The sequence below is a fragment of the Mycobacterium sp. Aquia_216 genome, from assembly GCF_026723865.1.
Classification (GTDB): Bacteria; Actinomycetota; Actinomycetes; order Mycobacteriales; family Mycobacteriaceae; genus Mycobacterium.
Map to the genome: position 1 here is coordinate 2,271,065 of NZ_CP113529.1, position 20,495 is coordinate 2,291,559.

Here is a 20,495-nt window from a genome sequence, read left to right on the forward strand (position 1 = left end):
CCTCCGGTGTTGGGGCGAGTAATGCGCAAATCAGCGCGAAACGCAGATCGTTTTTCGGGTTCGCCGACCGTGCTGGCTCAGTTGGCGCCGGGCGAACGGGCAACGATCGTCGGTCTGGCGCCGACGGTGTCTCCGATGGTGGCAGGCCGCCTGCGGCAGCTCGGATTCCGGCCGGCGTCCGACGTCGAGGTCATCCGCCGGGCCCCGATGGGTGACCCGACCATCTACCGGGTCCAGGACACCGAATTGTGTCTGCGCCGGCGTGAGGCGCGGCTGATCGAGATCAAGACGGGGAGCGACGCATGACCGCCTGCCACGACGACGGCGGCGGTGCGGTCGCCGTCGCGGGGATGGCGCGGATCGCCTTGGTGGGCAGTCCCAACGCGGGCAAGACGTCTGTGTTCAACCACCTGACCGGGCTGCGCGCCAAGACCGGCAACTATCCGGGCGTCACGGTCGGACGCAGCGTCGGCACCACGAAGGTGGACGGCGTGGAGATTGCCATCGAGGATCTGCCCGGCACCTACAGCCTCGATCCGATCAGCCCGGACGAGGCGGTGGTGTCCGACCTGCTGGGCGGCCAGGTCTACGGCGACGGCCGGCCCGATGCGATCGTGATCGTGGCCGACGCCACCACATTGCACCGTTCCATCATTCTGGTGGCGCAGGTGCTGCGGCAGGACCTGCCGTGCCTGCTGGTCCTGACCATGACCGACGAGTTGACCGCCCGCGGCGGCGGCATCGGGATCGACGCCCTGTCGACGGCGCTGGGTGTCCCGGTTCTCGCGGTGATTGCGAACCGTGGCGTTGGCGTGGATACGCTGCGCAGCCAACTGGTGGCCTTCGGCCAGTGGAAACGGCCCCCGGTCCTGCCCCCGGGCGAGGATGTCGCGATCGATGCGTGGGGCAAGTCGGTGCTGGATGCGGCGGATTACGTTGCGCCGCAACCGGATCGGCGCTCGCGCAGGATCGACGCGGTCGTGCTGCACCCGCTGTGGGGCACCGTCATCTTCTTCGTGGTGATGTTCTGTTTCTTTCAGGTCGTTTTCACCGTCGCCGCCCCGGTGCAGGATCAAGTGGGCGACTGGCTGGGCTGGCTGGGCACCTGGGTCAGCAATCACATCGGCAACTATGTGGTGCGCGGCCTGCTCGGCCAAGGGCTCATCGGCGGGGTCGGAACGGTGCTGCAGTTCATCCCGCAGATCGTGTTGTTGTTCCTGCTGATCGCGCTGCTGGAAAACGTCGGTTACATGGCGCGCGCCGCGTTCTTGATGGACCGGGTGATGGCCGCGACGGGATTGGAGGGTCGCGCGTTCGTCGCGATGCTCTCGTCGTTCGCCTGCGCGATCCCGGGGATCATGGCGACCCGGACGCTGCCGTCGTCGAAAGATCGGATCGCCACGATCATCACGGCGCCGCTGATGACCTGCTCGGCGCGGCTTCCGGTGTTCACCCTGCTGGTCGGCCTGCTGGTGTCGCCGCAGACGAAATGGGGCGGCCTGAGCGCCCAGGGTGTCGCGATGTTCGCGCTGTACGTGTGCGGGGGTACCTCGGCGCTGATCGCCGCATCGGTGTTCAAGTCGACGATCCTGCGCAGCGACCTGTTGCCGTTCACGATGGAGCTTCCCCCGTACCGTTTCCCGTCGCCCAAAAACGTGCTGATCACGATGTGGGACTCGGCGAAGATGTTCTTGCGCAAGGCCGGAACCATCATCCTGGGGACGTCTGTCGCGCTGTGGGTGCTGCTCAATCTGCCGGCGCGCGGCGCGGAGACGGCGCACATGTCCCCCAACGATGCCACCGCGTACGTGATGGACCACAGCTACGCCGCCGATGTAGGCAAGGCGGTCGGGCCGGTGTTCAAACCGCTCGGATTCGATTGGCACATCAACATCGCCTTGCTCGGTTCGATGTCGGCGCGCGAAGTGTTCGTATCCACCCTGGGCCAGGTTGCGGCGGCCGAGAGCCCCGACGATCCGCACGAAGCGCTGGTCTCCCTGACCGACGACGACGGCCATAAGGTGTTCACGGCGCCGACGGTCATCGCGCTGATGGCGTACTTCATCTATGCGCTGCAATGCATGTCGACCGTTGCGGTGATGCGCCGCGAGACCAACTCGTGGAAGTGGCCCGCGGTCGCCTGGTCCTACATGTTCGTCCTGGCCTGGGTGATGGCGTTTGCCGCCCGGTCGGTCGCGATAGCGCTGGGCGCATGATTCCGATCCACGCCACGGCCACCGACGATCCGCGCCAGCTGCGCTGGGTGGTCGCGCCGGAGCAACTGCCGGCGCGTGGCACGGTCCGTATCGCCCCGGGCCGGCTGGGAACCCTGCTGGACACAGGCGTGATCGACGAGGTCGTGGTGGGCCCCGGCGGCATCCTGATCACGATCGCCGCGGCCACCAGCTGGCGCGAGGTGGGCGACGACATCCGCGACGCGCTCAGCGACGCGCTGCCGGATCGGGCGGGCTGGACGGTCGACGAATCATCGGTTCCCGCAGGCAAATTGGAGGCCGTCGCCGCGGAGCTGCTGGCCGGGTCGGTGGGCGCGCTCGCCACCTCGCACGGCGGTTCGGTCGAGCTGGTCTCGGTCGTCGGCCACCACGTGACGGTGCGGATGGCGGGTGCCTGCGACGGATGTCCGGGCGCGTCCTCCACGCTGCGCGACGTGCTCGAGCGCGAACTGCGACGACGGGTCGACGAGCAGGTCGTCGTCTCGTCCGAAAACGATTCGACCGCAATATCTTTCGGTAAGAAGCTGCTGTCGTTGATAGTCCGCTGAGGTCGTCAGCAGCGTGCCCGGTAGAAATGAGCCATGACGGAATTGTGGGTCGAACGCACCGGGACACGCCGCTACACCGGCCATAGCTCACGGGGCGCGCAGGTACTCGTCGGCTCCGAGGACGTCGAAGGCGTGTTCACCCCCGGCGAATTGCTCAAGATCGCGCTCGCCGCATGCAGTGGGATGTCCAGCGACCAGCCGCTGGCCCGCCGGCTCGGCGACGATTACCAGGCGGTGGTCCGGGTTTCCGGCGACGCCGATCGCGACGAAGAGGTCTATCCGCTGCTCTCCGAAACCCTCGAACTGGACCTGTCGGGCCTGTCCGAGGCTGACAGGGAACGCCTGCTCGTGGTCGTCAACCGGGCCGTCGACCTGGTCTGCACCGTCGGGCGCACGCTGAAGGCGGGTACCACCGTGAAGTTCGAGATCAGCTCCGAGACCGACAATGTCGGGTCCTGACGTACGGCTCACCGCCTCGGTGCACGGCATCGTGCAGGGTGTCGGCTTTCGCTGGTGGACCCGCTGCCGGGCGCTGGAGCTCGGGCTCACCGGCTACGCGGCCAACCAGGCCGACGGCCGCGTCCTGGTCGTCGCGCACGGACCCCGCGAGGCGGGCGAAAAATTGCTAGAGCTGCTGGAAGGCGGTCATTTCTGGCCTTCCCGGCCCGGCCGCGTCGACAAGGTGGACGCCGAGTGGTCGCAGCCGCAGGAGCAATTCGAGGGATTCGTGGAGCGTTAGGCGGCTCGGCGAGTCACACCAGCCACAGCGGCACGGCCGAAAGTCGCCACAGTCCCTTTTCCATCCGATAGCGCCGGCGATATCGGATGGGAAAAGGCATCATGACTTCTGATTCCGTGACTGAAGTGGCCACTGTTGCTCGTGCGTCAGGGCGGGGTTGAGCGGCGTATTTGGGGCAGTCCGACACCCCTTGGTGACGGTGACTCCGGCGATTTGAGCGGTAGTCTGGCACGCCGTGTACCTCAAGAGTCTGACGCTGAAGGGCTTCAAGTCCTTCGCTTCGCCGACGACTCTGCGCTTCGAGCCGGGCATCACCGCCGTCGTCGGACCCAATGGTTCCGGCAAATCCAACGTGGTCGACGCGCTGGCGTGGGTGATGGGCGAACAGGGCGCGAAGACACTGCGCGGCGGAAAGATGGAAGACGTCATTTTCGCCGGAACGTCGTCGCGCGCCCCGCTGGGCCGTGCCGAAGTCACCGTCACGATCGACAACGCCGACAACGCGCTGCCGATCGAGTACTCCGAGGTCTCGATCACCCGCAGGATGTTCCGCGACGGCGCCAGCGAATACGAAATCAACGGCACCAGTTGCCGTTTGATGGACGTCCAAGAGCTGTTGAGCGACTCCGGCATCGGCCGCGAGATGCACGTCATCGTGGGGCAGGGCAAGCTCGACGAGATCCTGCAGTCGCGGCCCGAGGATCGCCGCGCGTTCATCGAAGAAGCCGCGGGCGTGCTCAAGCACCGCAAGCGCAAGGAAAAGGCTCTACGCAAGCTCGACGCGATGCAGGCCAACCTGGCTCGACTCACCGACCTGACCACCGAACTGCGACGGCAGCTCAAGCCGCTCGGCCGCCAAGCCGAGGTGGCCCGTCGCGCCCAGACCATCCAGGCCGACCTGCGCGACGCGCGATTGCGGCTGGCCGCCGACGACCTGGTCAACCGGCAGGTGCAGCGGGACGCGATCCTGGAGGCCGAGGCCACCATGCGCCGCGAACACGACGAGGCCGCCAGCCGCCTGGCCGTGGCTTCCGAGGAGCTGACCGCGCACGAGACGGCGCTGGCCGAACTGTCGGTGCGGGCCGAGTCGGTCCAGCACACCTGGTTCGGGCTGTCCGCCCTGGCGGAACGGGTGGGCGCCACGGTGCGCATCGCCAGCGAACGCGCCCAGCACCTGGATCACGAGCCGGTCGCGACCAGCGACACCGACCCGGACGCACTGGACGCCGAGGCCGAACAGGTTGCGGCCGCGGAGCGGCAGCTGCTGGCGGAGCTGGCCACCGCCCGGACGCGGCGGGAGACCGCCCGGGCCGAATTGTCCGAGCGCGAGCGCGAGGCCGCCGAGGCCGACCGTGCCCACCTGGCCGCCGTCCGGGCCGAGGCGGACCGGCGCGAGGGCCTGGCGCGCCTCGGTGGTCAGGTCGAGACCATGCGGGCCCGGATCGAATCGATCGACGACAGCGTCGCCCGGCTGTCCGAGCGCATCGAGCAGGGCGCTGCGCGCGCGCAGCAGACCCGGGCGGAGTTCGAAACCGTACAGGGCCGCGTCGGCGAACTCGATCAGGGCGAGGTCGGCCTGGACGAACACCACGAGCGGACGGTGGCCGCGCTGCGCCTGGCCGACGAGCGGGTCGCCGAGCTGCAGGCAGGCGAGCGGGAAGCCGAACGCCGGGTGGCGTCACTGCGCGCTCGCATCGATGCGCTTTCGGTAGGGCTCGAGCGCAAGGACGGCGCGGCGTGGCTTACGCAAAACCACAATGACACAGGGCTTTTCGGGCCGATAGCGAAATTGGTCAAGGTTCGCGCGGGGTATGAGACGGCGCTGGCCGCGGTGCTCGGGTCGGCGGCCGACGCGCTGGCCGCGGAAAGCTTCGGCGCGGCGCGTTCGGCGGTCGCCGCGCTGAAACAGGCCGACGGCGGCCGCGCGGCCCTGGTGCTGGGGGACTGGCCCGCCCCGGACAACGATCTCGAACCCCCGCCGCTGCCCGGCGGTGCCCTGTGGGCCCTCGATCTGATCGAGGCGCCGCAGCGGCTGCGCGGCGCGTTGGTCGCGATGCTGTCCGGCGTCGCGGTGGTCGACGAACTGGGCGCGGCGCTGGATCTGGTGGCGGGCCGCCCGCAGCTGCGCGCCGTCACCCTCGACGGTGACCTGGTCGGCCGCGGCTGGGTGAGCGGTGGGTCGGACCGCAAGCCGTCGACGCTGGAGCTCACCTCGGAGATCGACAAGGCCGGCAGCGAGCTGGCCGCCGCCGAGTCGCAGGTGGCGCAGCTGGCCGCCGCCCTGTCCGGCGCACTGAGCGAGCAGCGCGCCCGTCAGGACTCCGCCGAGCAGGCGTTGGCCGCGCTCAACGAGTCCGACACCGAGATCTCGGCGATGTATGAGCAGCTGGGCCGGCTCGGACAAGACGCCCGGACCGCTGACGAAGAGTGGAACCGGCTGTTGCGCCAGCGCGAGGAGCTGGAGGCGGGGCGCGCTCAGACCATCGAAGAGGTCACCGAACTCGAAACCCGGCTGCGCAACGCCCAGGCCAGCCAGTTCGCCCCTGCGGAAGACCCCGTCGATCGTCAGCGCATCGCCGCCGCGGCCGACACCGCCCGCGGCGTCGAGGTGGAGGCCCGGCTCGCGGTACGCACCGCGGAGGAACGTGCCAACGCCGTGCGCGGCCGGGCGGATTCGTTGCGGCGTGCGGCCGCCGCCGAACGCGAGGCGCGGGTGCGGGCTGCGCAGGCACACGCCGCGCGGCTGCGGGCGGCCGCGGTGGCCGCGGCGGTGGCCGACGCGGGGCGTGTGCTGGCCGCGCGGTTGAGCCGGGTGGTCGGTGCGGCATCGCAGATCCGCGACGCCATGGTCGCCGAGCGGGAGGCACGGTCGACGGCGATGGCGGCGGTCCGCAACGAGGTGCACACGCTGGGCGCCCGGGTGGCCACGCTGACCGATTCGCTGCACCGCGACGAGGTGGCCAACGCCCAGGCGGCGCTGCGCATCGAGCAGCTCGAACAAATGGTGCTCGAGCAGTTCGGCATGAGCCCCGCCGATCTGGTCGCCGAATATGGCCCGCAGGTCGCGTTGCCGCCCTCCGAGTTGGAGATGGCCGAGTTCGAGCTGGCCCGCGAGCGCGGCGAGCAGGTCACCGCACCCGCCCCGGTGCCTTACGACCGGCCCACCCAGGAGCGGCGGGCCAAGCGAGCCGAGCGGGAACTGGCCGAACTCGGCAGGGTCAATCCGCTGGCGCTCGAGGAGTTTGCCGCGCTGGAGGAGCGCTACAACTTTCTGTCCACCCAGCTCGAGGACGTCAAGGCGGCCCGCAAGGATCTGCTCGACGTCGTCGCCGACGTCGACGCCCGCATCCTGCAGGTGTTCAGCGACGCGTTTGTCGACGTGGAACGCGAATTCCGGGAAGTCTTCACCGTGCTGTTCCCCGGCGGCGAGGGCCGACTGCGGCTGACCAACCCGGACGACATGCTGACCACCGGCATCGAGGTGGAGGCGCGCCCGCCGGGCAAGAAGATCACCCGACTGTCGTTGCTGTCCGGTGGCGAAAAGGCGCTGACCGCGGTGGCGATGCTGGTGGCGATCTTCCGCGCCCGCCCGTCGCCGTTCTACATCATGGACGAGGTGGAGGCCGCGCTCGACGACACCAACCTGCGCCGCCTGATCTCGCTGTTCGAGCTGCTGCGGGCGCGCTCGCAGCTGCTGATCATCACCCACCAGAAGCCGACGATGGAGGTCGCCGACGCGCTGTACGGCGTGACCATGCAGGGCGACGGCATTACCGCGGTGATCTCGCAGCGCATGCGCGGACAAGAGGTCCAGCAGCTCGCCACCGCATCCTCTTAGGTCCGCTTAGGTCCGGCCCCGCAGCGGGGGCGGCGGCTGCCGCTGTGAGTGGGGCGGTGTGGCCCTGAAACAATGTCAGCGTGTCGCAAGGTCTTTGGATCGCCATCGCCGTCGTTGCCGTCCTGGTTGTCATCGCCGCGCTGGTCCTGGGGCTGAGGCGGTACCGCCGCCGCCGGATCAGCCTGACCCGGCCCGAGCCGGGCGCACTCGACCGGTCCGGGGGCTACACCGCGTCGTCTGGCATCACCTTCAGCCGGGGTGCACCGACGATCGACACCAGCGGGTTGCCCGCGGTGGGAGACGACGCGACCATCCCACGCGATGCGCCGCGGCGCACGATCTCCGATGTACACCTCCCGGCGCCGGAGGCCGAACCCGAAACCGCCACCCCGCCGCCGCTCGCTCCGCCGACTCCTGAACCCCCCGCCGCACCACCTGAACCCCCCGCGGCACCTGAAGCCCCTGCGGCCGAGATCGAGGAAATCGCGCCGACCGAAGGCCGGCTGGAACGCCTGCGCGGCCGGCTGGCCCGCTCGCAGAACGCGCTCGGGCGCAGCATGCTCGGATTGCTCGGGGGCGGTGACCTCGACGAAGACTCCTGGCAGGACGTCGAGGACACCCTGTTGGTCGCCGATCTGGGCCCGGTGGTCACCGAGTCGGTGGTCACCCAGCTGCGCAGCCGGCTGGCCAGCGGCAACGTGCACACCGAAGCCGACGCGCGCGCCGTGCTGCGCGACGTGCTGATCAACGAGCTGAAACCCGAGATGGACCGCACGATTCGGGCCCTGCCACACGACGACCACCCGTCGGTGTTGCTGGTCGTCGGCGTCAACGGCACCGGAAAAACCACGACCGTGGGCAAGCTGGCGCGGGTGCTGGTGGCCGACGGCCGGCGGGTCGTGCTGGGCGCCGCCGACACATTCCGGGCCGCAGCCGCCGATCAACTGCAGACCTGGGCTTCCCGGGTGGGCGCCGAGGTGGTGCGCGGCGCCGAGGGCTCGGACCCGGCGGCGGTGGCCTTCGACGCCGTCGACAAGGGCATCGAGACGGGCGCCGACGTCGTGCTGATCGACACCGCCGGACGGTTGCACACCAAGGTGGGTCTGATGGACGAACTCGACAAGGTCAAACGCGTGGTGAGTCGGCGCGCGGCCGTCGACGAGGTGCTCTTGGTCCTCGACGCCACGATCGGGCAGAACGGCCTGGCTCAGGCAAAGGTCTTCGCAGACGTCGTCGACATCACCGGCGCGGTGCTGACCAAGCTGGACGGAACGGCCAAGGGCGGCATCGTTTTCCGGGTGCAACAAGAACTCGGCGTGCCGGTGAAACTGGTCGGCCTTGGGGAAGGCCCCGACGATTTGGCGCCTTTTGAGACTGCCGCATTCGTGGACGCCCTGCTCGGCTGACACCCCTTACACGGGGGCCGTTTCGTTAATGACGTCGAAACACGGAGGCCCCATCTCGGAAACAACCATTGCGCAAGGTTCTGGATCAGGTCATCAGGCACATGTCTGATGCCCCGTTCAGGGCCGACCGGAGGTGATAGCGAGTGAGTTTCCCAGTAATGGGCCAGCCCAATACCGGCGATACCGCATGGATGCTGGCGAGTTCAGCGCTGGTGCTGTTGATGACGCCAGGCTTGGCGTTCTTCTATGGCGGCATGGTGCGCGCCAGAAGCGTGCTCAACATGCTGATGATGAGTATCAGCGCCATGGGCGTGGTGACAGTGCTATGGGTTCTATATGGCTATTCGGTCTCGTTTGGCACTGACAAGGCCAACCTGATCGGCGACCCCACCGAGTACTGGGGCCTGAAGGGTCTGATCGGCGGCAACGCCGTGGCCGCCGACCCGACCAAAGGTGTTGCAGCGACGGATATCCCGCTGGCCGGCACCCTACCCGCGACCGTATTCGTGGCATTCCAGTTGATGTTCGCGATCATCACCGTCGCTCTGATCTCGGGCGCGGTCTCCGACCGCCTCAAGTTCAGCGCCTGGCTGGTGTTCTCCGGCCTGTGGGCGACGTTCGTGTACTTCCCGGTTGCGCACTGGGTTTTCGCGTTCGACGGGTTCGCGGCCGAGAAGGGCGGCTGGATCGCCAACAAGCTGCACGCGATCGACTTCGCGGGCGGAACTGCGGTCCATATCAACTCCGGTACCGCGGGTCTGGCGCTGGCACTGGTGCTGGGTAAGCGCAAAGGCTGGCCCACCACGCTGTTCCGCCCGCACAACCTGCCGTTCGTGATGCTCGGCGCCGGCCTGCTGTGGTTCGGCTGGTACGGCTTCAACGCCGGGTCGGCCACCAGCTCCAATGGCGCCGCGGCCGCGACGTTCATGACGACCACGGTCGCGACGGCGACGGCGATGCTGGCCTGGCTGCTCACCGAGCGTATTCGGGACGGCAAGGCGACGACGCTGGGAGCGGCGTCGGGCATCGTTGCGGGGCTGGTCGCCATCACCCCGTCCTGCTCGTCGGTGAATGTCCTGGGCGCTCTGATCGTCGGCCTGGTCGCCGGTGTGGTGTGTGCGCTGGCGGTCGGGCTGAAGTTCAAGCTCGGCTTCGACGACTCGCTGGACGTGGTCGGGGTGCACCTGGTCGGCGGTCTGGCCGGCACCCTGCTGGTCGGCCTGCTGGCGGCCCCGGAGAGCGTGGCGATCAACGGCGTCACGGGCGTATCCAAGGGATTGTTCTACGGCGGCGGCTGGGATCAGCTGGAAAAACAGGCCGTCGGCGCGTTCAGCGTCCTTGGCTTCTCGTTCGTGGGGACGATTATCATCGCCTTGATCCTGAAGTACACGATCGGGCTGCGGCTGAATCCGGAAGCGGAGGCAGCAGGCATCGATGAGGCCGAGCACGCGGAGAGCGGTTACGATTTCGCCGTGGCGACGTCGTCGGTTCTTCCCCGTGCCAGCCTGCCGGACAGCTCTAACGGACTGGACGAAGCAGTCGCGGCCGAGAAAGTGGAGGCGGAGTAGATATGAAGCTGGTCACCGCGATCGTGAAGCCGTTCACCCTCGATGATGTCAAGACGAGCCTGGAGGACGCGGGTGTCCTGGGGCTGACGGTCAGCGAAGTCCAGGGCTACGGCCGGCAGAAGGGGCACACCGAGGTCTACCGGGGCGCTGAATACTCGGTCGATTTCGTGCCGAAGGTCCGGATCGAGGTCGTTGTCGACGACTCCATCGTCGACAAGGTCGTGGACAGCATTGTCCGGGCCGCACGCACCGGCAAGATCGGCGACGGCAAGGTCTGGGTCAGTCCCGTGGAAACCATTGTGCGAGTGCGCACCGGTGAACGCGGAACCGATGCCCTCTGACCCTGACCGTAGATTTTTGATCCAGGCCGGACGGGCCGGGAGGGTATGACAAACAACCCACCCGACCCGTCCGGGTCATCTGGAGCGGGAACGGCAAGCGCTGGCGGGGCAAGCGATTTGGCCGCCTCGCGGCGCAAGCTGCTGGCAGATGGTCAGGGACTGGATGCCGCCGGACTGCGGAAAGCATGGCTGGATCTGCACGAATCCTGGCTGATCGCCAAGGCGACCGAGCTCGGGATCGACGATGGCAGTGGCTACTCGCTGGTCGGAGTCGGCGGCCTGGGGCGACGCGAGCTATTGCCGTACTCCGACCTTGACTTAGTTCTGTTGCACGACAACGTCTCTGACGATGTACTGCAAGAGGTCGCCGATAAACTGTGGTATCCGTTGTGGGACGCCAACATTCGGCTCGACCACAGCGTGCGAACGGTATCCGGGGCGTTGGGAGTCGCCAATTCCGATATGACGGCCGCCCTGGGCCTGTTGGAAGCACGTTACGTGGCCGGGGACGCCGGGCTCGCTGCACAGCTGATCGATGGGGTACGACGGCAGTGGCGCACTGCAATTCGGTCCCGGATGGACGAGCTCGTCGAAATGACGAATGCCCGATGGCTGCGGTGCGGCCGGATTTCCCAACGGGCCGAGCCTGAACTGAAAGCGGGTCGCGGCGGCCTGCGCGATGTGCAACTGATCAACGCGCTGGCGCTCGCACAGCTCATCGACCGCCACGGGATGGCCAACCCGGACATGCCGGCGGGCTCGCTCGATGCCGCCCATCGCACGCTGCTCGATGTGCGCACCGAATTGCATCGGGCATCCGGCCGCGGACGCGATCAGCTGCTGGCCCAGTTCGGCGACGAGATCAGCGCCAGGTTGGGCCTTGGCGATCGATTCACCTTGGCGCGCATGCTTTCCAACTCGGGCCGGACCATCGCCTACCATTCCGAAACCGCCCTGCGTACCGCGCAAAACGCATTGCCGCGGCGGGGGATTTCCGCCTTGGTGCGCCGCCCGAAGCGGCGACCGCTGGACGAGGGCGTGGTCGAGTTCGACGGCGAGGTCGTGCTTGCGCGCGAGGCCCAACCGGACACCGATCCCGGCTTGGTGCTGCGGGTCGCCGCCGCATCCGCCGCCAACAACCTACCCATTGGCGCCGGCACGCTGAAACGGCTGGCCGCGAGCGCCCCCGACCTGCCGGCTCCCTGGCCGGGGGAGGCGTTGGATGACCTGCTGGTCGTGCTCCTGGCCGGCCCCCCGGCGGTGAACACGATCGAGGCGCTCGACCATACCGGTCTGTGGGGCCGGCTGTTGCCCGAATGGGATGCGGTCCGCGACCTTCCGCCGCGCGACGTCTCACATAAATGGACGGTGGACCGTCATATCGTCGAAACCGTGGTCAACGCGGCACCGTTGACCACCCGCGTGGCCCGGTCGGACCTGCTCGCGCTCGGCGCGCTGCTGCACGACATCGGCAAGGGCCGCGGCGTGGATCACTGCGTCCTCGGTGCCGACCTGGTGATTCCGGTCGCCGAGCGGCTGGGACTGGCACCTCAGGACGTCGACACGCTGTCCGGCATGGTTCGCCACCACCTACTGCTGCCCGTCACCGCGACTCGAAGCGACCTCAACAATCCCGAAACCATCGAGTCGGTGGCCACGGCGCTGGGCGGGGACGCGCAACTGCTCGAATTGCTGCATGCGCTCGCAGAAGCGGACTCGAGGGCTACCGGGCCCGGGGTATGGAGCGACTGGAAAGCCTCCCTGGTGGCCGACCTGGTGCGTCGCTGCCGACTTCTGATGGCGGGTGAGCCGCTGCCGCAGGCCGAACCGACGATGCCGCATTACCTTTCGCTGGCCGCCGATCACGGTGTGCACGTGGAGATCACGCCGGGTGACGGGGAGCGCATGCGCGCGGTGATGCTTGGCCCGGACAATCGGGGAATGATGTCGAAGGCCGCGGCCGTGCTGGCGCTGAACTCGTTGCGGGTTCATTCGGCGTCGGTCAACGTCCACGAGGGAGTGGCGATCGCCGAGTTCGTGGTGTCGCCGCATTTCGGTTCTCCGCCCGAAGCGGGCCTGCTGCGGCAGCAGTTCGTCGGTGCGCTGAACGGTGACGTCGATGTCCTCGGCACGCTCGAGAAGCGCGACAGCGACGCGGCCAGCTCGGCGATGGCGCGCGCCGGCGAGATTCAGTTGGGGGCGCCGCTGACGCGTTCGACCGCGCCGCCCCGCATCCTGTGGCTCGATTCCGTGGCACCCGGCAACCTTGTCGTGGAAGTCCGCGCCATGGACCGGATCGGGTTGCTCGCATTGCTGGCGCAGGGGCTCGAGCGTGCGGGAGCAGACATCGCCTGGGCCAAGGTCAACACGTTCGGATCGACGGCGACCGACGTGTTCTGCGTGACCGTCGAGTCGAACGGGGACCACGACAGCGCCGCGCGAGCCGCGATCGAGAAGCACCTGTTGGCGGTGTTGGGCGCCACCGCGGATGCGGTGGGCGACGAGCCCGTCCGCGATTAAGTCCCTACTGCTCCGAATTGAATTGCCGCAACGCCACGATCCGGTCCTTGAGCTGGTCGCGGCTCGCTGCGGCGATCGGCGGCCCGCCGCAGCGCCGGCGAAGCTCGTTGTGGATCCATCCGTGCGGCTTGCCGGTGCGGTGATGGGCTACCGACACCAGCGCGTTGAGTTCGCGACGCAGCTCGCGGAGCTGTCCGTGCATGGACCCGGACGCCGACGTCACCGGTGTCGCTTGCCCGGAGGCGGCCCGCTTCTGTAGCTGCTCGTCCTGGCGGCGGTGCAGCAGGGCCCGCATCTGGGTGGCGTCGAGCAACCCCGGGATGCCGAGGTAGTCGGCCTCCTCGTCGCTTCCGGCCGGGGTGGCGGTGCCGAACGAGGATCCGTCGAAGATGACCTGATCCAGTTCGGCGTCGGCGCCCAACGAGATGAAACCCTTTTCCAGTTCCGATTTTTCGGTTTGTGTCTGGACGGCGGGATCGGCGTCGAGGGGGTCGTCGAGGGATTCGCGGTGCGGTTCGCCCAGCACGTGGTTGCGCTCGGCCTCCAACTCGCTGGCCAGCATCAGCAGGTTGGGCACCGACGGCACGAAGATGCTCGCGCTCTCTCCCGGCCGCCGGGACCGCACGAACCGCCCGATCGCCTGGGCGAAGAACAACGGCGTCGAGGCGCTGGTGGCGTAGATCCCGACCGACAGCCGGGGGACGTCGACACCTTCGGACACCATGCGCACCGCGACCAGCCAGCGACCGGTGCTTTCGGCGAACTCGGAGATGCGGGCCGACGACCCGGGATCGTCGGAGAGCACCAGCGTCGGCGCTTCCGAGGTCAGTTTCGTCAGCAGCGTGGCGTACGCGCGGGCGGCGGTCTGGTCCGACGCGATGATCATGCCGCCGGCGTCGGGCACATGCGTGCGCAGCTGGCGCAGCCGCTGATCCGCGGCGGTGATCACGGCGGGCATCCATTCGCCGGCCGGGTCGAGCGCGGTACGCCACGCCCGCGCGGTCTGCTCGGCGGACAGCGGTTCGCCGAGGCGCGCTTCGTGCTCTTCGCCCGCACTGTCCCGCCAGCGCGCTTGCCCGGAGTAGGCAAGGAACACCACCGGGCGCACCACACCGTCGGCGAGCGCTTCGGCATAGCCGTAGGTGTGGTCGGCCTGCGAACGGCGTATCCCGTCGGCTCCCGATTCGTAGGTGACGAACGGGATGGGGCTGTCGTCGCTGCGAAACGGCGTGCCCGTCAAGGCAAGTCGGCGGGTCGCGTCGCTGAAGGCTTCGCGAATGGCGTCGCCCCAGGTCTTGGCGTCGCCGCCATGGTGGATCTCGTCGAAGATGACCAGGGTTTTGCGCTGCTCGGTACGCACCCGGTGCAGCGTCGGATGCGAGGCGACCTGGGCGTAGGTGACCATGACGCCGTGATACTCCGGCGATGTCTGCGGGCTGGTGTTGGAGAACCTCGGGTCGAGCGCGATGCCGTACCGTTGCGCGGCCTGCGCCCACTGCACCTTGAGGTGCTCGGTGGGCACCACGACGGTGATCTGCTCGACGGCGCGACTGTTCAGCAGTTCGGCGACCACCCGCAGCGCGAACGTCGTCTTCCCGGATCCGGGGGTGGCCACGGCGAGGAAGTCGCGGGGCTCGGCGGCCACGTACTTCACCAACGCGCGGCGCTGCCAGCCCCGCAGCGGTCGAGTGTCGACTCCAACGCTCGCGTCGACGGCGCTGACCGGCTGCATCGACACAGCTCCCCTCCGGCGCGCCGTTCGCCGATCGCGCCCTGTCACAGTCTTAGGCCCCGGCCCGCGATGCTAATCAGCGTGGCGGCGGGTGTGAAATGTAGCATGGCAACGCTTTTCGGCGCTGCAGCGACGTGCCGGGGTTAGCCCGAAAGCTGTGACTGATTCGCTAAATCGCGGGTCTGCAGCCACGCGTCGATCCGTTCGGCGACGTCCGCCCAGCCCGGTTCGAGCATCATGTTGTGACCCATCGCGAAGAATTCCGGCTCGGTCGCATAGGCGCGCGCCGTGGCCCGCACCTCGTCGACGCTGACGAAGCCGTCGTACAGGGCGCCGAGGACCAGAATCGGGGTGGTGACCCGGCGGGTCCGGACGCGGCGAACCATCGGATCGGTCATGGCGGCGCGAATGCTCTCGGCTCCGGCACGTTGCCGGCAGGATTCCACGATGGCCTCGGGCGTGTCGGGGCAGAAGAGGTACTCACGGGCCAGCGCCGGGGTGGCGAGGAATTTCAGCAGCGTGCGGTCGCTCCAGGCCTCCATGGTCATCGACGGCCGGCGGCGCCAGACCCGCACCGCCAGGCTGAGCACGCCCTGCGGTGGCACGGACCCCACCAGCACCGCGGCCGGGGCTCGATGCTGTTCGAGATAGCGCTGGACCACGAAGCCGCCCAGGGAATGGCCGATGAGCACCGGCTCGCCGCCCAGCTCGTGGGCCACCGAACGGATGTCCTCGAGGTAGTCGGCGATCGACACCTTGTGCAACGGCTTGGCGGTGGGACTGGTGCCGTGGCCGCGCAGGCTGATCGACACCGCGCGATAGCCGGCGTCGGCGAAGTAGTCCAGGAAATGGTCGTCCCAGCACCATGCGCCGTGCCAGCCGCCATGCACGAAGAGCAGTGGCACGGGATGGTCCTGGCTGCGGGATCCCTTGTCGATTACCTCGAGCATGAACTGACATTTGCTGGCGGCGGCCGCCCCGTCAAGGGTCTCCAGCCGGCGGGTCACGTGTGCGCCCGCTCGGTCGAATGAGTGGTGACCCGCCGCGCCCGACCGGGACACCGCTGCCGCGTCCGCGGCGGACCACTAGGCTGGCGGGGTGTTTGAATCGCTCTCCGACCGGTTGACCGGTGCCCTGCAGGGGCTGCGCGGCAAAGGTCGACTGACCGACGCCGACATCGATGCCACCACCCGCGAAATCCGGCTGGCGCTGCTGGAAGCCGACGTTTCACTGCCCGTCGTGCGGGCGTTCGTCGGCCGGATCAAAGAGCGCGCCCGGGGCGCGGAGGTGTCCGGTGCCCTGAACCCGGCGCAGCAGGTCGTCAAGATCGTCAACGAAGAACTCATCGGCATCCTCGGCGGCCAGACCCGCCAGCTGGCGTTTGCGAAGACACCGCCGACCGTGGTGATGCTCGCCGGCCTGCAGGGTTCCGGTAAGACCACGCTGGCCGGGAAACTGGCCGCGTGGCTGCGCGGCCAAGGACACACGCCGCTGCTGGTGGCCTGTGACCTGCAGCGTCCCGCCGCGGTGAACCAGCTGCAGGTGGTCGGCGAGCGGGCCGGGGTGCCGGTCTTCGCGCCGCACCCGGGCGAGTCACCCGGATCCGGCCCCGGAGACCCGGTCGCCGTCGCGTCCGCCGGGCTCGCCGAGGCCCGCGCCAAGCATCACGACGTCGTCATCGTCGACACCGCCGGCCGCCTGGGCATCGACGACGAGCTGATGAGCCAGGCCGCGGCGATTCGGGACGCCGTCGATCCGGACGAAGTGCTCTTCGTGCTCGACGCGATGATCGGCCAGGACGCCGTCACCACCGCCGAGGCGTTCCGCGAGGGTGTCGGCTTCACCGGCGTGGTGTTGACCAAGCTCGACGGTGACGCCCGCGGTGGTGCCGCGTTGTCGGTCCGCGAGGTCACCGGCGTCCCAATCCTTTTCGCGTCGACCGGCGAGAAGCTCGAGGACTTCGACGTCTTCCACCCGGACCGCATGGCCAGCCGCATCCTCGGCATGGGCGACGTGCTCAGCCTGATCGAACAGGCCGAGCAGGTTTTCGACGCCGAGCAGGCCGAGGCCGCCGCCGCCAAGATCGGTTCGGGGGAGCTGACCCTCGAGGACTTCCTCGAACAGATGCTCGCGATCCGCAAGATGGGGCCGATCGGCAACCTGCTGGGCATGCTGCCCGGCGCCGGACAGATGAAGGACGCGCTGGCCGAGGTCGACGACCGCCAGCTCGACCGGTTGCAGGCCATCATCCGCGGCATGACGCCCCAGGAGCGCGCCGACCCCAAGATCATCAACGCCTCCCGGCGGCTGCGCATCGCCAACGGTTCGGGTGTGGCGGTGTCCGAGGTCAATCAGCTGGTCGACCGCTTCTTCGAAGCTCGCAAGATGATGTCGTCGATGCTCGGCGGCATGGGCATCCCGGGCATGGGTCGCAAGTCCACGAACCGAAAAGCCAAGGGCGCTAAGGGCAAGAAGGGCAAGAAGGGGGGCCGCGGTCCAACACCGCCGAAGGTCCGCAATCCGCTCGTCCCCGGCATGCCCGGCATGGCAGGGATGCCGCCGGGGTTCCCGGATCTTTCGCAGCTGCCCGAGGGCCTCAATGAGCTGCCGCCTGGCCTGGCCGACTTCGATTTGTCCAAGCTGAAGTTCCCGGGCAAGAAGTAGCCGCGCGGTGCCGATGCACGTGCGGGGTCGGGGACTGCCCGACGAGACCGCGGTGGAACTCTGGATCGTCGACGGCCACCTCAGCACCGAGCGGGTTGCCGGGGCGCAGACCGTCTTCGATGGCGGCTGGATCCTGCCCGGGCTGGTGGACGCCCACTGTCACGTCGGGCTCGGCCATCACGGCGAGATCCCGCTCGACGACGCGATCGTGCAGGCCGAGGCCGAGCGCGCTGTCGGCGCGTTGCTGCTGCGCGACTGCGGCTCGCCGACCGACACCCGCAGCCTCGACGACCGCGACGATCTCCCGCGCATCATCCGGGCCGGAAAGCACATCGCCAGGCCCAAGCGCTATCAGGCCGGCTTCGCGAAAGAGCTCGAAGACGAATCGCAGCTTCCGGCCGCGGTGGCGCAGGAGGCGCGGCGCGGTGACGGCTGGATCAAACTGGTCGGCGACTGGATCGACCGCGGCGTCGGCGATCTCGCCCCGCTGTGGTCCGACGACGTGCTCAAGGCGGCGATCGACACCGCGCACGCGCACGGTGCCCGCGTCACCGCCCACGTCTTCAGCGACGAGGCCTTGCCCGGGCTGATCAAGGCCGGGATCGACTGCATCGAACACGGCACCGGGCTGACCGACCACACCATCGCCCTGATGCTCGAGCATGGAACGGTGTTGGTCCCCACCCTGATCAACATCTTCGACAACTTCCCGGGCATCGCCGACGCGGCGAAGCGGTACCCGACTTACGCTGCGCACATGCGCGATCTGTACGCGCGCTGCCCCGAGCGGATCGCGGCGGCCGTGGACGCCGGCGTGCCGATCTACGCCGGAAGTGACGCCGGCACGATGATCGCGCACGGCCGGATCGTCGACGAGGTCGAGGCCCTCAAGGGGATCGGGATGAGCCCCACCGACGCGCTGGGCGCGGCGTGCTGGGATGCCCGTGAATGGCTGGGCCGGCCCGGGTGCGAGCACGGGGCGTCCGCGGATCTGGTTTGCTACGCGCAGGACCCGCGGCAGGGTCCCGACGTGCTGGCCCAACCGGACCTGGTGATCCTGCGCGGCAACGCGTTTCGGCCCTGAAGCACGCCCAGCGCCGCCCGGACTCCGAATCAGCGCGGCGCCACGGTGGCGGATAGAATATGCCGATGGCGTTGGCCAGCGGCGCGGTTTTTGCCGGTTATACCGTCGCTCGAAGGCTTGGATCCGGGGTGACTGGTGAGGTCTACCTAGTTCAGGATCCTCGTTCGGCGCGCTGGCAGGCGCTGAAGGTTCTGTCGCTGACGTTGTCGTCGGACCGTCAATTCCGCCGCGATTTTCTGTCGGAGACCGCGACCGTGTCGAGTCTGTATCACCCGCACATCGTGGAGGTGCACGACCGCGGCGACTTCGACGGACAGCTCTGGGCCGCGATGGACTACGTGGAGGGCAGCAACGCCGCGCAGCTGCTCAAGGACCGATTTCCGGCGGTGTGGCCCGTCGGTGAAGTGCTGGCGATCCTCGCCGCGGCGGCCGACGCGCTGGACTATGCCCACCAACGCGGACTGCTGCATCGCGACGTCAAGCCGGCCAACATTCTGCTGACCAGTCCGGCCGACGGCGAGCAACGGATTCTGTTGTCGGACTTCGGAATAGCCAGGCCACTGGGCGAGCACTCCGGGGTGGTCGGGTCGCACGTCCCGGTCGGCACGGTGGGCTACGCCGCGCCCGAGCAGCTGATGGGAGTCGACGTCGATCGGCGCGCCGATCAGTATGCGCTGGCGGCCACGGCATTTCACCTGTTGACGGGTGCGCCCCCGACCGAGTATCTCAATCCGGCCGCCGCGCTGCGCGATTTGCTGACCGCCCCGCCGCGCAAACTCAGTGACCAGCGTCCGGAATTGGCGCAGCTGGATCGGGTGTTCTTGCGAGCGCTGGCCAAAAGGCCCGTCGACCGGTTCGCGAGCTGCCGCCAGTTCGCTGATGCCGCCAACGCGCTGTCCGTGGTCGAGACTGCAGATCGCAGTTCCGAAGCCGTTTTCGTCGCCGAGTATCCGGCCTACGGCTGGTCCCCCGACGATGACTTGGCGCGTATCGAACCGTTCGGCGGTAACGCGGGCCCTAGCGGGCCCAAAGAGGGGGCGGCGGACGGCGATCAGGCGGCCACCCTGCCGACGCGGCGCAGAACCCGCAAGATCGTGGTCCGCGCCGCCGCGATCGTGGCGCTGATCGGGCTGTTCGCGTTCGGCATCATCACCGGGCGAAAGATGGAGTCGACCGCGGCGCGCGCGGCGAGTGCTCCGCCCAGCGCGTCCGTTCCGGCCGCCGTGCCGCCGCCCAGCACCTCGTCCGGTCCGCCCGCCGCACTGGACGGCACCTATCGCCTGGAGGTGCAGCGGTCCAAGCAGACCTTCGATTACACGCCGAGCCCGCAACCGCCGGACGTCACCACCTGGTGGGCATTCCGCTCGTCGTGCACGCCGTCGTACTGCTCGGCGGCGGCGATAATGCTCGACAACAACGACCACAGCCAGCCGGCCCCCGGCGCTCGTCCGGTCATCTTTCGGTTCACCGATGGGCAATGGCAGTCGCGGCCGGAGACCGTGCCGTTTCCGTGTGAAACGGCCAGCGGCGCGGCAAAATCGCAGACCACGGTGCAGAAACTGGTGCTACGGCCCAACCCGCAGGGTGACCTGGTCGGCGAGATGGAACTTGGCGTGCAAACCGACGAGTGTGGCCAGCGGGGGGCGACGGTCCGGGTGCCGGCCAAGCTGACCCGGGCCGCGGACACCCCGACTGGCGTCTACGTGCCGGACCCCGTATCGGTCCCCGAATCCGCCGACCCGCCGAGCACCGGCACACCCGCGCCGCCGAGTGCCCCGAAGCCACCTGGGGCGCCGCCCAAGTCTCGCTAAACGCACGGCG

15 protein-coding genes are annotated in these 20,495 nt (G+C 68.6%); 13 read left to right on the forward strand and 2 right to left on the reverse strand.

Going from position 1 to position 20,495, the window contains the following annotated elements:
• Positions 1-21 precede the first annotated feature (21 nt).
• From OK015_RS10585 to OK015_RS10630, 10 genes are all read left to right on the forward strand, one after another.
• The gene (locus tag OK015_RS10585; RefSeq protein WP_268131238.1) at positions 22-306 is read left to right on the forward strand and encodes a FeoA family protein; all 285 of its coding nucleotides are present in this window, start codon (positions 22-24) and stop codon (positions 304-306) included.
• Positions 303-2,216, forward strand: a complete 1,914-nt coding sequence (gene feoB, locus OK015_RS10590; RefSeq protein WP_268131239.1) for a ferrous iron transporter B — start codon at positions 303-305, stop codon at positions 2,214-2,216. Before OK015_RS10585 ends, feoB begins: the two co-directional genes overlap by 4 nt.
• Positions 2,213-2,782 (forward strand): NifU family protein, encoded by a 570-nt coding sequence (locus tag OK015_RS10595; protein WP_268131241.1) that lies wholly within the window; start codon positions 2,213-2,215, stop codon positions 2,780-2,782. Before feoB ends, OK015_RS10595 begins: the two co-directional genes overlap by 4 nt.
• 33 nt (positions 2,783-2,815) lie before the next feature.
• Positions 2,816-3,241, forward strand: a complete 426-nt coding sequence (locus tag OK015_RS10600) for an OsmC family protein (RefSeq protein WP_268131243.1) — start codon at positions 2,816-2,818, stop codon at positions 3,239-3,241.
• The gene (locus OK015_RS10605) at positions 3,228-3,521 is read left to right on the forward strand and encodes an acylphosphatase (protein WP_268131245.1); all 294 of its coding nucleotides are present in this window, start codon (positions 3,228-3,230) and stop codon (positions 3,519-3,521) included. The genes OK015_RS10600 and OK015_RS10605 overlap by 14 nt, the downstream gene beginning before the upstream one ends.
• Positions 3,522-3,756: 235 nt before the next feature.
• The gene (gene smc / locus OK015_RS10610; RefSeq protein ID WP_268131247.1) at positions 3,757-7,359 is read left to right on the forward strand and encodes a chromosome segregation protein SMC; all 3,603 of its coding nucleotides are present in this window, start codon (positions 3,757-3,759) and stop codon (positions 7,357-7,359) included.
• Positions 7,360-7,439: 80 nt separating this feature from the next.
• Positions 7,440-8,765 carry a signal recognition particle-docking protein FtsY gene (gene ftsY, locus OK015_RS10615; protein ID WP_268131248.1) on the forward strand — a complete coding sequence of 442 codons (1,326 nt, stop codon included), beginning with the start codon at positions 7,440-7,442 and terminating at the stop codon, positions 8,763-8,765.
• Between the two features lie 158 nt (positions 8,766-8,923).
• Complete coding sequence (locus OK015_RS10620; RefSeq protein WP_268132614.1) at positions 8,924-10,333, forward strand: ammonium transporter; 1,410 nt, start codon at positions 8,924-8,926, stop codon at positions 10,331-10,333.
• Between the two features lie 2 nt (positions 10,334-10,335).
• A complete protein-coding gene (gene glnB / locus OK015_RS10625; protein ID WP_268131249.1) occupies positions 10,336-10,674 on the forward strand; it encodes a nitrogen regulatory protein P-II in 339 nt (112 codons plus the stop codon).
• 45 nt (positions 10,675-10,719) lie between these two features.
• On the forward strand, positions 10,720-13,194 hold the full coding sequence (locus tag OK015_RS10630) for a [protein-PII] uridylyltransferase (RefSeq protein ID WP_268131251.1): 2,475 nt from the start codon (positions 10,720-10,722) through the stop codon (positions 13,192-13,194).
• Between the two features lie 4 nt (positions 13,195-13,198).
• Here the strand turns inward: OK015_RS10630 and OK015_RS10635 are convergent, their stop codons facing one another.
• Positions 13,199-14,926: a DEAD/DEAH box helicase gene (locus tag OK015_RS10635; RefSeq protein ID WP_268131253.1), complete on the reverse strand. Its 1,728-nt coding sequence runs from the start codon at positions 14,924-14,926 to the stop codon at positions 13,199-13,201.
• Between the two features lie 143 nt (positions 14,927-15,069).
• Positions 15,070-15,876 carry an alpha/beta hydrolase gene (locus OK015_RS10640; protein WP_268131255.1) on the reverse strand — a complete coding sequence of 269 codons (807 nt, stop codon included), beginning with the start codon at positions 15,874-15,876 and terminating at the stop codon, positions 15,070-15,072.
• Positions 15,877-16,024: 148 nt separating this feature from the next.
• Between OK015_RS10640 and ffh the strand changes: the two genes are divergently transcribed.
• The 3 genes from ffh to OK015_RS10655 all read left to right on the forward strand — a co-directional run bounded on the left by ffh (position 16,025) and on the right by OK015_RS10655 (position 20,485).
• Positions 16,025-17,590: a signal recognition particle protein gene (gene ffh / locus OK015_RS10645; RefSeq protein ID WP_268131257.1), complete on the forward strand. Its 1,566-nt coding sequence runs from the start codon at positions 16,025-16,027 to the stop codon at positions 17,588-17,590.
• A gap of 13 nt (positions 17,591-17,603) precedes the next feature.
• A complete protein-coding gene (locus OK015_RS10650) occupies positions 17,604-18,674 on the forward strand; it encodes a metal-dependent hydrolase family protein (protein ID WP_268132616.1) in 1,071 nt (356 codons plus the stop codon).
• Positions 18,675-18,739: 65 nt separating this feature from the next.
• Positions 18,740-20,485: a serine/threonine-protein kinase gene (locus tag OK015_RS10655; protein WP_268131259.1), complete on the forward strand. Its 1,746-nt coding sequence runs from the start codon at positions 18,740-18,742 to the stop codon at positions 20,483-20,485.
• Positions 20,486-20,495 lie beyond the last annotated feature (10 nt).